Origin of the sequence: Variovorax sp. Varisp41 (assembly GCF_047325085.1) — a bacterium.
In the GTDB taxonomy this organism is placed as follows: domain Bacteria; phylum Pseudomonadota; class Gammaproteobacteria; order Burkholderiales; family Burkholderiaceae_C; genus Variovorax.
Window position 1 is genome coordinate 4,701,413 of sequence record NZ_CP168540.1, and the last position, 13,870, is coordinate 4,715,282.

11 protein-coding genes are annotated in these 13,870 nt (G+C 68.9%); all 11 read right to left on the reverse strand.

Annotation, left to right across the window (positions count from 1 at the left end):
• Positions 1-55 precede the first annotated feature (55 nt).
• Positions 56-1,456, reverse strand: a complete 1,401-nt coding sequence (locus ACEN9J_RS21705) for an FAD-binding oxidoreductase (protein ID WP_413762028.1) — start codon at positions 1,454-1,456, stop codon at positions 56-58.
• Positions 1,428-2,318: an ABC transporter permease gene (locus ACEN9J_RS21710; RefSeq protein WP_413762029.1), complete on the reverse strand. Its 891-nt coding sequence runs from the start codon at positions 2,316-2,318 to the stop codon at positions 1,428-1,430. Before ACEN9J_RS21710 ends, ACEN9J_RS21705 begins: the two co-directional genes overlap by 29 nt.
• Entirely contained in the window at positions 2,296-3,102 is an 807-nt protein-coding gene (locus ACEN9J_RS21715) for an ABC transporter ATP-binding protein (RefSeq protein WP_057595869.1), read from the reverse strand. The genes ACEN9J_RS21710 and ACEN9J_RS21715 overlap by 23 nt, the downstream gene beginning before the upstream one ends.
• 38 nt (positions 3,103-3,140) lie before the next feature.
• Positions 3,141-3,962 carry a creatininase family protein gene (locus tag ACEN9J_RS21720; RefSeq protein WP_209541362.1) on the reverse strand — a complete coding sequence of 274 codons (822 nt, stop codon included), beginning with the start codon at positions 3,960-3,962 and terminating at the stop codon, positions 3,141-3,143.
• A gap of 117 nt (positions 3,963-4,079) precedes the next feature.
• On the reverse strand, positions 4,080-5,243 hold the full coding sequence (locus ACEN9J_RS21725; RefSeq protein ID WP_413762030.1) for an MFS transporter: 1,164 nt from the start codon (positions 5,241-5,243) through the stop codon (positions 4,080-4,082).
• Between the two features lie 22 nt (positions 5,244-5,265).
• Positions 5,266-6,891 (reverse strand): MFS transporter, encoded by a 1,626-nt coding sequence (locus ACEN9J_RS21730; protein WP_261209003.1) that lies wholly within the window; start codon positions 6,889-6,891, stop codon positions 5,266-5,268.
• A 44-nt stretch (positions 6,892-6,935) separates the two neighbouring features.
• Positions 6,936-7,706: an amino acid ABC transporter permease gene (locus tag ACEN9J_RS21735; RefSeq protein ID WP_057595865.1), complete on the reverse strand. Its 771-nt coding sequence runs from the start codon at positions 7,704-7,706 to the stop codon at positions 6,936-6,938.
• A 91-nt stretch (positions 7,707-7,797) separates the two neighbouring features.
• Entirely contained in the window at positions 7,798-8,568 is a 771-nt protein-coding gene (locus ACEN9J_RS21740) for a basic amino acid ABC transporter substrate-binding protein (protein ID WP_413762031.1), read from the reverse strand.
• Positions 8,569-8,645: 77 nt separating this feature from the next.
• Entirely contained in the window at positions 8,646-9,107 is a 462-nt protein-coding gene (locus ACEN9J_RS21745; RefSeq protein ID WP_413762032.1) for a hypothetical protein, read from the reverse strand.
• Positions 9,104-11,350, reverse strand: coding sequence for a hypothetical protein (locus ACEN9J_RS21750; RefSeq protein ID WP_413762033.1), 2,247 nt, complete (start codon positions 11,348-11,350; stop codon positions 9,104-9,106). Before ACEN9J_RS21750 ends, ACEN9J_RS21745 begins: the two co-directional genes overlap by 4 nt.
• A gap of 17 nt (positions 11,351-11,367) precedes the next feature.
• Positions 11,368-13,818 carry a type VI secretion system Vgr family protein gene (locus tag ACEN9J_RS21755; protein WP_413762034.1) on the reverse strand — a complete coding sequence of 817 codons (2,451 nt, stop codon included), beginning with the start codon at positions 13,816-13,818 and terminating at the stop codon, positions 11,368-11,370.
• Between the last annotated feature and the right edge of the window lie 52 nt (positions 13,819-13,870).

A 13,870-nucleotide genomic window follows, 5' to 3' on the forward strand; every position in this document is an offset into this window, starting at 1 on the left:
CGTGCTCCTGTGGAGGTTTCTTGGAAAAGGGACGGGACGCGAAGCCTAAATCTTTTCAGCCCTCGGTGGCCATGTCAGCGGTCCAGCCGCGCGTCTTGCCGGGGTTCATCAGGCCCATCGGGTCGCTGCGCTTCTTGAACTCGATCTGCTGCGTGTCGATGGTCTTCATGCCGCCGTCCTCGATGGTCACCACGTGCGGGTTGAAGATCTTGCAGCCGCCCTGCGACTCGATCTCGCGGATCAGTTCGTACTGGCGCGCCTCGCCGGTCCAGCGCACCAGCAGGATGCCGAAGGTGCCGGCCTCGCCGCCCGCGCGCGCGAAGTCCTGGTGCTGCAGCACCTCGTCGCCGAAGATCTCGAGGTGGCGCTCGACCACCGCGGGATCGAAGGGCTGCGCATAGGCCACCTGCAGGTAGGTCCAGCCGCGGTCCATCTTGAGCGCCTGCAGCGTCGTGTGGTTGAACGCGCATTCGTAGGCCGGCGGCAGGCCGGCCGCGAGCAGCTCGGCCTCGGTGCCGGCCAGCGCGACGTGGCCGCCGTGCGCGGCGGCGAGCGCGCGGAAGTCTTCCATCGACGCGGGCGCGACCATCGTGAAGACCGCATGCCGGTCGGCGGGAAAGTGCTCGCCCATCGCCGTGTAGTAGGGCGAGAAGCGCGCTTCCACGGTCGACAGCAGGAACAGGTCGAGATCGGGCGTGCTGGCCGCGATGCCGAAGTCCAGCGCCGCGCGGTAGCGCTCGAACAGCACCGTGCAGTGCACCCAGTCGACGGCCGGGCTCAGCGCCACCTCCACGTCGAGGATCACGCCGTTGGTGCCGTAGGCATGGTGCACCTGCTGGATCTCGTCGCCCGCCAGCTCGACCACGCGCGGCTCGCGCTCCACCGTCATCACGCGCGCGCGCAGCAGGTTGCCGGGGTCGCGCAGGATGCCGTGGCGGAACGAGCCGATGCCGCCGAAACCGCCCGCGATGAAGCCGCCGATGCTGGCCACGTGCCAGGTCGAGGGCCACATGCGCAGCGCCTGGCCGGTCTCGCGCGCGGCCAGGTCGATGTCGTGCATGCGCGCGCCGGCCTCCACCCGCATGCGGCCGTCGCCGATGTCGAGCACGCGGCACAGCTGCGTCACGTCCATCACCAGCCCGCCCTCGAGCGGCACGCACTGGCCGTAGTTGCCGGTGCCGCCCGCGCGCACCGTGAGCGGCAGCTTCCACTTGGCGGCGGTGGCGCAGACCTGGCGCACGTCGTCCTCGGTGCCGACCTTCACGACCAGCTCGGCCACGCAGCCCGAGAGCTGCGCCGTGAGGATCGGGCTGTACCAGAAGAAGTCCTTCGACAGCTGCTTGCGCTGGCCCGGCGCGGTGACCAGGTTCAGGCCCGCGAGGTCGCGGCGCACCGCGTCCCAGTCGATGGCCGGGGCGAGCGAGGTCCTAGCGTTCACGGCGCATTTCGCTTTCATGCCAGTGGCCCAGCACCAGGCGCGAGAGCGCGGCGAAGACGATGAAGATCACGATCCCGAGCAGCGACACCAGCAGCAGCGCCGCGAACATCATCGGGATCTCGGTGCGGAAGCTCGACTCGAGGATGCGCGAGGCCAGCCCGGTTTCCTTGCCGGCCGTGCCCGCGGTGAACTCGGCCACCACCGCGCCGATCAGGCTCAGGCCGCCCGCGATCTTCAGGCCCGCCATGAAGTAGGGCAGCGCGCTCGGCGCGAGCAGGTGGCGGAAGGTCTGCCAGGGCGAGGCCTTGTAAAGCTGGAACAGGTCGCGCAGGTTGCTGTCGGCGCTCTTGAGGCCCACCACCGTGTTCGACAGGATCGGGAAGAAGGCCACGATCCAGGCGCACAGCAGCAGTGCCGCGGTGGTGCTCGAGACGTAGATCAGGATCAGCGGCGCGATCGCGATGATCGGCGTGACCTGCAGGATCACCGCGATCGGGAACAGCCCGATCTCCACCCACTTGAACAGCGCGAAGGCGATCGCCAGCAGCACGCCGCCGACGATGGCCGCGGCCAGCGCGAGCAGCGTGAGCCGCACGGTGAACCACAGCGCGCTCGACAGCGTGTCCCAGTTGTCGAACAGCGTCTTCAGGATCAGCGAGGGCGCGGGCAGGATGTAGTGCGGGATGTTGTTGGCGCGCACGGTCCATTCCCACAGCAGCAGCAGCGCGCCGACCACCACCGCGGGCACCACGATGCGCAGCAGCGATTCGCGTCGGCGCTGCCGGTCCTCGTGGGCGCGCTGGGCATCGGCCGAGGGCGTGGCGAGGTCGTCGTCGTGCAGGGCGGTGACCGCGGGCTCAGTGATCGATGTCGACGCCATGCAGGGCTCCATGCAGGGATTGGGACACCGCGGTGCAGTGCGCGTTGTAGCGGCTCGAGGTGCGGAAGGACTCGCCGCGCGGGTAGGGCTCGTCGATGCGGATCTCGTCGATCACGCGGCCCGGGCGCGCGGCCATCACCACGATGCGGTTCGAGAGGTAGACCGACTCGTAGACGCTGTGCGTGACGAACACCACCGAGAAGCGGTGCTCGCGCCAGATCGCGAGCAGGTCGTTGTTGAGCTTGATGCGCGTCATCTCGTCGAGCGCGGCGAAGGGCTCGTCCATCAGCAAGAGGCGCGGGTGCGTGACCAGCGCGCGCGCGATCGACACCCGCATCTTCATGCCGCCCGAGAGCTCGCGCGGATAGACGTCGGCGAAGCGCGAGAGCCCGACCATCTCGAGCACCTGCTGCACCACGGGCGCCGCGGCGTCGCGCTTCATGCCCGCGAGCTTGAGCGGCAACCAGACGTTGTCGAACACCTTGGCCCAGGGCATCAGCGTGGGTTCCTGGAACACGAAGCCCAGGTCGCGGTCGGTGCGCGCGGCGGCGCCGCCGGTCCAGGCCATCTCGCCGCTGCTGGCGCGCGTGAGGCCGGCGATCAGCCGCAGTGCCGTGCTCTTGCCGCAGCCCGAGGGGCCGAGGAAGCTGATGAAGTCGTGCGCGCCGATGTCGAGCGACATGCCCTGCAGCGCGAGCGTGCCGTTGGCGAAGCGCTTGCCGACGTTGCGCAGCCGGACCAGCGGCGCTTCGGCATCGGGGGTGGATGGCGTGGTGCTTTCCATGGGGTGTTCCGAAGGGCGTGGCGGAGAGGGGCGCGAGCCTAGCGCCAGGCGGGCTCGTTGGCCAGGCGCGACAGCGGGAAGCGATCGATCTCGTGCAGCAGGTCGACGAAGCGCCGGCCCACGTGGTCGAGCACCGCGGCGCCCTTCTCGGCGGTGGCGCGGGTGGCGTCGCCGGCCGCGCCCATCGGGTTGATGTCGTGCATCTGCCAGCCGAGCTTGCCGCTGGGCGTGATCGAGAGGTACTTGTTCTCGGCCGCGAGGTCCTCGGTCATCGAGTGGAAGTTGCGGAACTGGTCGGCGCGCACGTAGTCGGGCGTGAGGTGCAGCATCACCGAGCTCTCGAGGTCGCCGGCGTGGATGCCGTGCCTGCCCTCGTGCGCGGTGAACAGGCCCTCGGGCAGGCCCAGCGTGTACCAGTTGGCGGCCACCACCATCATCCCGTGCGCTTCGCGCAGGTCGCGCGCCACGATGTCCATCACGCTCATCTGGCCGCCGTGGCTGTTGTAGAGCACCAGCTTGCGCACGCCGGCACGCGCCACGCAGGCGCCGATGTCGGTCCACATCGCGATCAGCGTGCTGGCCGAGACCGTGAGCGTGCCCGGGTAGCGCGAGTGCTCGTTGCTCTTGCCGTAGGGCACCGTGGGCAGGAACAGCACGGGCAGGTCGTCGGGCAGGTGGGGGAGCGTGGCGCGCACCATGCCGTCGATGGTGGCGGTGTCGGTCGACATCGGCAGGTGCGGACCGTGCTGCTCGGTGGCGCCCACCGGCAGCACGGCGATCAGCCGTTCGCGGTCGAGGCGGGAGAACTCTTCGCTGGTCAGGTCCGACCAGAAGCGGCTGCGCAGGGTGACCGGGTTCATCGGGGTGGTCCTCGTTCGTGGCGACGGCGCGGATGATGACCTAAATTATCCGAATGGTCAAAAAAAGTCGCCTCAGGGTTTTCCTCGGGCTGCCGCCCCGCGCTCGGGTCGTCGCGCTCAGGTCGTCGCGACCCCCGCCTTGCGCCATGGCCACGGCAGCAGCAGGCAGGCGCCGACCAGCGTCACGCCGCCGGCCAGCGCGCAGAACACTTCCACGGGGAAGCGCGGCACCACGCTGCCGAGCAGGAACGAGACCGAGAAGATGCCGAGGTTGAGCAGGCTCGCGTGGTACGAGTTGATGGTGCCGCGGTAGCGCTCCGACAGCGCGCTGAGTCGTGCATGGTGCAGCGGCCCCGCGCAGCCGTAGCCGAAGGCCCAGGGCAGGCCGAGCAGCACCAGCTGCGTGGTCGAGCCCACCGGCAGCGCCAGGCCCAGCAGGCCCGCCGCCGCGGCCAGCGCCGCGAGCGGCAGCGCGGCCTCGCCGAGCGCGCGCTGCAGCCGGCCGCTGGCGAGGTTGCCGGCGATCACGGCCAGGCCGAACAGGCCGGCGATCAGGCCGGTGTCGGTCGACGACAGCACCAGCTTGCGCGCCGCCACCTCGGCCACCACCGCGCCGAAGCCCGCCACCCAGCCGAGCCAGAGGTAGCTGACCGCGAGCCGTCGCCGCACGCCGGGCGTGCGCAGCGCCCGCGCGTGGGTGGCGAGGAAGCCCGCGTGCGATGTGGCGGACGGCATGCGCTGCACGAAGGTGCGCGTCACCGCGAGAAAGGCCAGCGCGGCCATCGCCGCCAGCGTGTAGTAGGCCGAGCGCCAGCCCGCGGTGTCGCTCAGCCAGCCGGCCACCACCGGCGTGAGCACGAAGGCCAGCATCAGGCCGACGAACACGTGGCTGAGCCGGCGGCCGATCTGCTCGGGCGGCGATTCGTCGGCCACCAGCGACAGCGCATTGGGCTGGATCAGACCCGCGCACAGCCCCGCCAGCGCCGACAGCACGATCGCCACCGCCAGGCTCGGCGCGCTCGGGAGCGCGGCGCTCAGCAGCGCGAAGCCCAGCAGCCCGGCCTGCAGCGGCCGCCGGCGGCCCCAGCGGTCCGACAGCGGCCCGGCGATCAGCGCGAAGGCGCCGTAGGCGAGCCCATAGGCGGCCGGCAGGTAGGCGATGGCGCTCGAGCGCACGCCGAGGTCGGCGCTCATCGCGCCCATCATCGGACCCGCCACCACCTCGGCCGAGCCGATGAGGAACAGGCAGCAGAACAGCGTGGCGACCTGGGTCGTCTTCATGGCGTCAGGGGGCTTGTGTGGATCAGCGGCGCACGACGTAGCGCGTGACCACCGGCGGCGATTCGCCCAGGTGGAAGGCCAGCCGGCGCTCGCGCAGCGCCATGTCGGCGGCGGTCGCGCGGTTGAAGCGGCGCAGGTGCTCGGTCCAGCTCTCGTCGACGATCTGCTCGACGTAGCGGCCCGGCTCGCCGATGTCGTGCAGCAGCTCCCAGCCGATCGCGCCCTGGCTCAGCCGCGCGCGGCGCGTCTGCTGCATCACCAGGTGGAAGGCCGCGGCGCGCGCCGGGTCGATGATGAACTCGACGTGGATCACCACGCGGCCGTTCTCCTGCGGCGCCTCGGACGGCGGCCCCGAGGCCCAGCCGGCCTTGGCGGGCGTGGTGTCGTCCTCGCCCGAGACGTCGGTGACCCAGCGCAGCGCGGCCAGCATCAGCAGCGTGCCGGTGACCGAGGCCACCACCAGGCTCACCTGCAGGTCGGTGACCGTGGCGACCTGGCCCCACAGCGCGGCGCCGATCGCGCTCGCGCCCATGATCGCCATCTGGTAGGTCGACATGCCGCGCGCGCGCACCCAGTCGGGCAGCGCGAGCTGGGCCGACACCGAGAGCGAATTGGCCACCGTGATCCAGGCCATGCCGCCGAAGAACATCGCCGGCACCGCGACCCAGGCGTTGGGCGCGAAGGCCATCACCGCCGTGGCGGCCGACTGCAGCGCGGTGCCGCGCAGCACCAGCTGGTCGCGCCCCAGCGCCTGGCGCAGCCGCGGCAGGAACAGCACCGCCACGATCGCGCCCGAGCCCATGGCCGCCAGCAGCAGGGTGAAGGTGCCCGCACCGCCGCCCTGGAGGTTGCGTGCCAGCAGCGGCAGCAGCGCCAGCAGCGCCGTCGAATGGAAGAAGAAGATCGTGATGCGGCTGAGCACCGCGCGCATGCGCTGCGACTGCCAGACGAACTGCACGCCCACGCGCATCGCGCTGATCAGCCGCTCGCGGCCCAGCGGATTGGGCGTGTGCTCGCGGCGCCAGCGCAGCACCACGAAGCCCGAGGCCACCGACAGCACCGCGTTGAGCGCGAACACCCAGACGCTGCCCGCGCTCGCGATCAGCATGCCGGCCGTGAGCGGGCCGATGATGCGCGAGGCATTCATCGCGATGCCGTTGAGCCCGAGCGCGGCCGGCAATTGCGGGCGCGGCACCAGCTCGGGCACGATGGCCGAGAACACCGGCCAGCGCAGCGCCAGCCCGATGCCGTTGGCGAAGGTCAGTGCCAGCAGCAGCGGCGCGGTCATCATGTCGAGCGCGATCGCGGCGCACAGCACGATCGCCGTGCCCGCGAGCCAGAACTGCGTGGCCATCAGCCAGCGCCGGCGGTCGAGGATGTCGGCCAGCGCGCCGCTGGGCAGGCCGAGCAGGAACACCGGCAGCGTGGAAGCCGACTGCACCAGCGCGACCCAGATCGGCGAGGTGGTCAGCGAGGTCATCATCCACGCCGCCGCCACGTCGTTCATCCACATGCAGATGTTGGCGATCAGCCAGGTGCTCCACAGCATGCGGAACACCGGCAGCTTCAGCGGCTCGAGCGCGGCGAGCTTGGGCGGCTTCGGCCGCGCGGGCGGGATGGGCGTCTCTTCGGGCGATATCGGGGGCATGTGGGGCTATTGTCGCCGCGAGCCCCGAGCTGGTCAGTTTGCGGTCAGCCGCGGTCGCTGCGCGCGAGCCGGTGCTCGAGCCGGCGCAGCAGCGTGGTCAGCACCAGCGTCATCACCCAGTAGATCACCGAGATCGCGAGGTAGGGCTCCCAGTAGCGCGCATAGGCGCCGGCCACCGTGCGCGCCGCGTAGGCCAGCTCGGCCAGGCCGATGGCGGAGACCAGGGAGGTGTCCTTCAGCAGCGCGATCGCGTTGTTGCCCAGCGGCGGCAGCATGCGGCGGAAGGCCTGCGGCAGCACCACGTAGCGCATCACCTGCGCCGGGTTGAAGCCCAGCGAGCGGCCGGCGTCGAACTGGCCGCGCGAGATCGACTGGATGCCCGCGCGGAACACCTCGGAGATGTAGGCCGCCGAATTGAGCGTGAGCGCCACCACGCCCGAGATCAGCGCGCCGTGCTCCTGCTTGAGCGTGCGCGCGAGCTCGCCGTCGATCAGCAGGCCGGACGTGGGGTGGATGAACACCGGCATCACCGCGAAGTGGATCAAGAGGATCTGCACGAACAGCGGCGTGCCGCGGAAGAAGCTCACGTACACCGTGGCCGGCCAGCGCAGGAAGAAGCGCGCCACCCAGGTCCAGGGCGCATGCCGCGGCTGCGCCAGCCGCGCCAGCGCCAGGCACAGGCCCCAGCTCGCGCCCAGCAGCACGCAGACCACCGTCATGCGCAAGGTCATCCAGGCGCCCTGCCAGAACAGGTCCTTGTATTCGACCAGGATGTCCCAGCGGAACCATCCGAACAGCAACACCGGTTGTTCCATGGCGGTTTCCTTCAATGCAGAGAAACGAACGAAAAGAAAAACGAAACGGCCGCGAAGCGCGGCCGTGGGAGCAGAACGGGGGCCGTGCGGCTCAGCGCACGTTCGGGTCCTTGTTGAACCACTTCTTGTAGATCGTCACGTAGCTGCCGTCGGCGCGGATCGCCGCCAGGCCGGCGGAGAGCTTGTCGAGCAGCGCCTTGTCGCCCTTCTTCACCACGATGCCGAAGCCTTCCTCGGGGAAGGACTTGTCGTCGACGGTCTTCAGATCGGGGTTCTGCGACACGCGGTAGGCGATCACGCCGTTGTCGCCCATCGCCGCGTCGACGCCACCGCCGGCCAGCTCGGAGATGATCAGCGGCGTGCTCTCGAAGCGGCGGATGTTCGGGCTGGTCTTGCCGAACTCGCGCGACGCGATGTCGTCGGCCGTCGAGGCGCTCACCACCGCGATCTTCTTGCCCGTGAGGTCCTTGAGCGAGGCGACCGTGCTGTTCTTCGGCAGCGCGATCAGCTGGCGCGCCGCGAAGTAGGGCGGCGTGAAGTCGTAGCTCTGCTTGCGCTTCTCGTTGATCGTCACGCCCGAGATCACGAGGTCCACGTCGCCGTTGTTGAGCGCGCCGAAGATGCCCGTGAACGGCGTGTTCACGATCTTGATCTTCAGGCCCTGTTGCCTGGCGATCGCGTTGATGATGTCGATGTCGAAACCGACGATCTGCTTGTCCTTGTTCTCGAACGCGAACGGCGCATAGGTGGCGCTGGACGCCACGGTCAGTTCGCGGTTCTGCGCCTGGGCGGGCGCCAGGGCGCCGAAAGCCATCACGGCGGCGGCAAAGCCAAGCGCCTGGGCGCGGCGGGTGGGGGTCATGCGGGGTCCTTGGGTGCCGGGGGCGGGTTTTGGGGTGGGCGAGGATTTTAGGCTGGCGGCGCCTGGGCGCGGCTTCTCTACTGTTCGGAGGCGGTACAGGCTCTCCAACGACCCCCTTCCGTCCCGACACGGCAAGCATCGAGCTCGTACTTTTGCGATGACTTCTTGTAGCTGAACCGCCGCGAGAAGCGGTAGTCACCGGAACTCGACAGAACGACGATTCCATAGCGCCCGTGCGAAGCGGTCGAACGGTCCACGTGGAAGTCTGTCAAGGCGCCCAGGTCACCGGAGAGGCAGTAGCCGTCTGGGCGCTTCAAGTAGAGCGTTGCTTGCAGATTCTTGGCACCGATGTACTCGGTGGCGAGATAGGCCGATTCCCGTTGCGCGGAGATTCGGAACCTGGTGATCTTCACCTCGCCGGGAGCGTCGAACGGAATGTCTTCCCTTCCCGGGAGCGAGGGGAAACATTCATCCTTGGCGCCTGCGAAGGCTGCGTTGCAGAAAAGGAGCCCGCTTAGGGCCAGAGGGAGGCGGGTCATCTTTGCGGTGTGAAGTTGACCGAGACGGTCATCGAGTCGTTCGATATCTGCGTGCCGACGATCTTGCGCAAGGAGCGGCCGTTCACGACGCTGCTTTCCCTGTCGAACTCCATCTTCGGGAACGAGACCGTTTCCGCGGCCGTACTTCGGGCATGGTCGATATCGTCGAGCATGCGCGCGATGAAGATCGCATGGACATGCCTATGGTCATAGTGATTCCCTCCGCCATTGATCCAGAGGCACAGCTTTCCGATGGAATCCGTCGACCAGCCGGTGTCGGCGATGCGCGAAAGATTGATGCTCGATGTCTTGCGCGGCTCCAGGTAGGTCTTGGAGACCCAATAGAAACCCGATGAGTTTCCTGCGTGGTACGGATCGGTGGCAATCAGTTCCAGATTGAACGGGCCGGCAGGGGGCGCGCCCAGTTTCGTGAAGTCGGCATAGGCGTCGTACTTGTCCTTCCAGGTGATCTGGATGAGGCCTCGGCCAATGTAGGGGGCGTAGCGCGCGTGGTCCGCGCCCGCTTCGCGCGTCAGGCGCAGGTAGCCTGTTTCGGCCCAGACCTGGGCCAGAAGGTGCGTCATCCGCAGCGCGCTGTCCAGGCCGAACTTCCTGGCCATGGCGTTGATCGCCACGCACCACGTGTCGACCCGTGCTCGGGCCGTGGCAAGAGGAACGCCCCCGGCGGGCGAAACCCGAGGGATGCATTGCACCATCTCCCCGCGGCTGAGCCACCCACATTTGCGCATGTGCGAGATGAAGGTGCGTGGATGGAAGTGCCAGACCGCATCGACATATTCGGAGGGCAGATCGTCGAAGCTGATGGCTTCGGCATGGGCCTTGAACTCGTCCCACTCCTTTCCGCTTTCCACTCGAAACTCCTCATCCACCTGGAGCCACTCGTAGCGCCTGGCGATGGTTCGCCGATCCCATTCGGTGGGAAACCTGCAGATGGCACGAGAGAGCTTTTCGCGGATGTCGTGCTGGCCCAGTCGGCGCGCAAGCGCCTCGCGCTCGCGGATGCGCTCGGGTGTCGAGGGGTCGCGCAGCAGGCTTTTCAGATGCGACGAGTCGCACCGCTGGTTGTCCTCGCTCGTGTCGTCGTCGAAACATTGCCAGCCGCGGTATCCAGGAAAGTCCGCATCGCTGAACTTGAAGGTGCCCGCGGCATTGAGATCGACCCAGACCGTGCCGTCGGCCGTGGGAATCTTCTGCCAGTTCGCCGCATTGGAGGGCAGTGCATCGGGCCCCAGATTGCGCCCGAAGCGCAGGAGCTCGTACCAGCCGCTCGGACTGCTGCCGGCGCGAACCGCCGCCTCGAGGCTGTCATGCCTCGCACAGGCTTCGGTGTACAGGTCGTACTCGAAGCCTTGGACGATGTGAGCGCTTCCGATGGGCTCTCCTGCATGGGGACCGTTCGCGAGATAGCTCCGGTATGTGGTGTTGCCTCTCTTGTGAAGGATCTCCACCCATTGAGCCCTGCGCAAGGTGTCTGGAGGAAAGTGGTCCGTGGCTGCGCTCGAGCCGCCTCTGGATGCATTGCCTTCTCTCAGATGCGAGATGGGGGAACTGCTTCGGGTGGGCGTTCCAGCCGGCAGGTAGATGTGGAGGCTTCCGAACACGCTGTCGATGCGGCCATCGGCGGTTGGCGCTCGCGATGGGGCGGTCCAGGTGCATTCGCGTGCGCTGCCCAACAGCGTGCGCAGGTGGGTGGGGCTCAGACAGATCTCGAAATGAAGGTGATCCTCGCGGCCCAGAATTCGCCCGGCGATGCCAATGGGATCCTTGCGCCAGACGGAGCCTCCTTCCGTCACCGTGGCAGCGATGCCGCACAAGTGCATGTAGACGCTGTAGTAGGTCAGGCGCGTGGGCACATGGGCGGTTGCTCCGATCTCGGTGCTGTGACGCAGGATGAGGATGCCGTTATCGGTCCAGGCCGGCTCGATCCCGTAGGGGTTGTAGTTCTGTGGATCGTCGGCTACCGCGTTCGAAGCGCGTGGCTCGCGCTTGAAGATGACAGTGCCATCGGCAATGGCACGAACAGGCGCGGCGCGATTCTGGGCGTCTCGGGGTGCGCGCAGGTGCAGGCCGTTGTGCCAGGTCAGCGCCGTCGTCAAGGGGTATGAGCCCAGTGGCGCACCGCCGGAGCCGGGGGCGATGTCCGCGCCATCCGGCATGGCCGCGGCGACGAAGGCCTCGTCATCGGCAAGCGGCTCAGGCAGGAACGGAGGGCTGATCAGCATGGTCGCTTTCTCGAGGCTCAAGCCGACGGGGAAAAGCGGTGAGATGACCCGGCGTCCTTGCCGTGAAAGCGACCTCGCGCGAATGTCGGGAAACTGGGCGGCCTCTGCATCGGCCCCACCTGCGCATGCAGCGCCGCATGCTCCTGCCAGGTGCCGGCGGTGCCATGCACGATCCCCTGCGCGCTCCATTCGGTGTAGCTGCCGCCGCCGATGATCACGACCTTCTTTCGGGCGCTGATGTGGAGCTCGCCGTCGATGCTCCGGATTCGCACGTCCTCGTGCGCGAGCAGCACCAGCTCGTCCGCATGGGCTTCGATGTCGATCGGCCCTTTGGCGGTGATGAAGCGGATGCCGTGCCGCTGCGTGAAGGCGCGGATGCCCTCGGCGGCGCTGGCGAGCCAGCGTCTGGCGCTGCTGAAGCCGAGATGGCCGCTGCTCGTGAAGGCCGCGTGGGTCTTGGCGTGCAGGTGCAGCGGACCCGCTGTCGAGGCCGCGATGCCGGCGGGGCTCGCGAGCACCAGGTGCGGCGCTTCCAGTTCGGGGAATGGATCGCCCGTGCCGGCGATGGCCGTGTTCTGCCTTGCGAGCGCCTGCTGCACTTCGTCCTGGTCGATGCCGGCCTCCTGCGCGCGGTGCAGCCTGGCGGCTTCCGCGAGCATGTCGTGCTGGTCCTGTGCACGGGCCAGCCGCGCGGTGGTCTCGCCCATGTCGAGCGCATGGTTCGCCGCGTTCGGCCGGGCCTCGGTGGTGATCAGCATCCCCCGTGCCGCCCTCAGCACCCCGTGCCCGTCGGTGCGCAGCTCGAAGCCCTCGCCGCGCTCCTCCTTGCGTCCCGCATGGTCCTCGATGCGCGCGAAGCGCCCCAGGCTCAGCACGCTGCACTGGTGGTCGCTCCTGAGCTGCGCCTGGATCCGATCGGCCGTGTCGTCGAGCACCAGGTGGTTGCTGCGCCCCGCCGCCGCATTGCCGCCGCCCTCGGTCAGCTCCCGGCTCCTGAACCCGCTGAGCGCGGCCTGTTGCGGCAAGGCCCACGGCGGCAGGTTGTCCCGGTCATGCACCCGCCCCGTGCAGATCGGCAGGTCGGCATCGCCGCCGATGAAGCTCACGATCACTTCCTGGCCGATGCGCGGCAGCCAGGCGCCGCCGAGCTGGTTGCCCGCCCAGGGCGCGCTCACGCGCAGCCAGCAACTGCCGTGGGCGTCGTGCGCGCCCTCGCGGTCCCAGGGGAACTGCACCTTGATGCGGCCCAGGGCATCGGTCCAGAGGTTCCGGCCTGCGGGGCCGACGACTCTTGCGACCTGCGGGCCGACGGCCACGGGCTTGGGCCGCACGAGCGCGGGGCGCAGCGGTTCGGCCAGCGGGTGGGCGGTGAAGTCGAGATTCACGCGCCAGTGCGCGCGGCGGTTGCTGTCGGCGCCGACCTCCTCGATCAGCAAGCGGGTGTCGAGCGCGAGGTACTCGGTGGCCCCGACCTCCTGGCGCGGATGGCCGTGCAGGCGGAAGGTGTGTCCAGGGGCCAGGCCCCGCAGAGGTCCGCAGCCCCGCGCGCGGACTGCCTCGGCGCGCAGGGCCTGCAGGCGAAGCAGCGCCAGCTGGCGGCCCTCGGCGAAAGGATCGTTCGCGGCTTCCTCGAAGCCCCCGCGCCCGGCCCGAGGCTGCGCCCAGTGGCTGCCGCCGACCGGGTCGTGCCAGCTGTAGACCTCGGCCTGTGAATCGCCCTGGCCGACGGAAAGGTCGGCCCGCGGCCGCATGTAGTCGTACTCCCGGCTCGCATACCGCCCGCTGGCGATCCGGTGCATGGGCACGAAGCCGTGGACGTACTCCGCATCGAGCTTCCAGCCCGGCGGATGGAAGTCCAGGTCGCGGTAACGCCCGGCGGCGGGCGCAAAAGCCCCGGTCCCATCGCCGAGCACCAGCCGGTGCGCCCCGTCCGCATGCTCGAAGTGATAGCCGATGCCCCATTCCTGGCACAGGCGCTCGAAGAAGGCGAAGTCGCTCTCGTTGAACTGGGTCTGGTAGTCGCGCGGCGGATAGTGCTCGGCCAGGCGCCAGCGCACGGGAAAGGTATAGCGCGCGAGCAGGGCCTCGAGGATCTGCACGACCGTCAGGTCCTGGAAGATCCTGCAGTCGGTGCGCAGTTCGGCCAGGTGCAGCCAAGGCCGCAGTGTTAGCAGGTACTGGGCGTGGCGGCCCGCCTCGCCGAGAAAGGCCGCCTCGGTGACGAGCGCGTTGATCTCGCGCACGCCGTCCGCACCATCGTCGAGTGCGATGCGGCAATGGATCTCGCGGCCGATGAAGGCATCGAGGTCGAGGTCGGTGTCATCGGGCGACTCGAGCAGCAGTTCGTAGCAGAACAGCGAATTCAAGCCCTCGCGGCCCGACAGCCGCACGGCCCGCAGCGCGGGCTGGCCATCGACAAGGGGAAGCGCCGGTCCGGAGACCGACAAGGTGCGCGGCAAGTTCGACATCGGCGTGACCTCCCAGGGAACGAGGTCGCGCAGTGTGCAAGCGCCAACGCGT